Source organism: Anaerotignum faecicola (assembly GCA_024460105.1).
Taxonomy (GTDB): Bacteria; Bacillota; Clostridia; order Lachnospirales; family Anaerotignaceae; genus JANFXS01.
Genome location: JANFXS010000059.1, coordinates 1 through 606, shown reverse-complemented (window position 1 = coordinate 606; position 606 = coordinate 1). Strand labels below are relative to the sequence as shown.

1 protein-coding gene is annotated in these 606 nt (G+C 48.8%); it reads left to right on the top strand.

What is annotated here, in order from left to right; all coding sequences use genetic code 11:
• Window positions 1-535, top strand: a 535-nt coding sequence (locus NE664_12720) for a hypothetical protein (GenBank protein MCQ4727499.1), incomplete at its 5' end; no start/stop codon positions are given.
• Between the last annotated feature and the right edge of the window lie 71 nt (window positions 536-606).

The following is a 606-nucleotide window of genomic DNA, read 5'->3' as shown; positions in this document are numbered from 1 at the left end:
GATGCTGGAGGCTATGAAAAGAATCACAGACGGACTCTGTGAACTGGCGGTAAAATACATAGAAGTAGGTCTGGACGGCGTCTATGTGGCTTCACTGGGAGCAGAGAGAAGATTTGGACTTACCAGAGAGCAGTTTTTAAACTGGATCGCACCTTTCGACCAGATGATCATGAGGGCGGTAAAGGAGGCTGGCGGAACCTGTTTTCTCCATGTATGCAACCGTGATGTCAATCTGGATTATTACCGCGATTACGATGATAAGCTGTATGATGTGGTGAACTGGGGAACGTTTGAAGTTCCGTGTTCCTTAAAAGAGGGAAGAGAAATATTCCATCAGAAGACGGTAATGGGTGGCCTTGCTAACCGGCAGGGGGTGCTGGCAGCAGGAAGCGAGGAGGCGCTTGTAAATACGATCCGCTCGGTGACAGAGACGTATGGAAGAAAAGGGTTTATCCTTGGAGCCGACTGTACCGTGGCGACGGAACAGGACTTATCAAGAATCAGATTAGCAGTAGACACTGCGAGAAAATTATAAAGGAGAAGGACTATGAAAAAAAGAGGATTGGTTATGATGGCGGCTGTGCTTGCGGCAGCAGGACTGGCCGG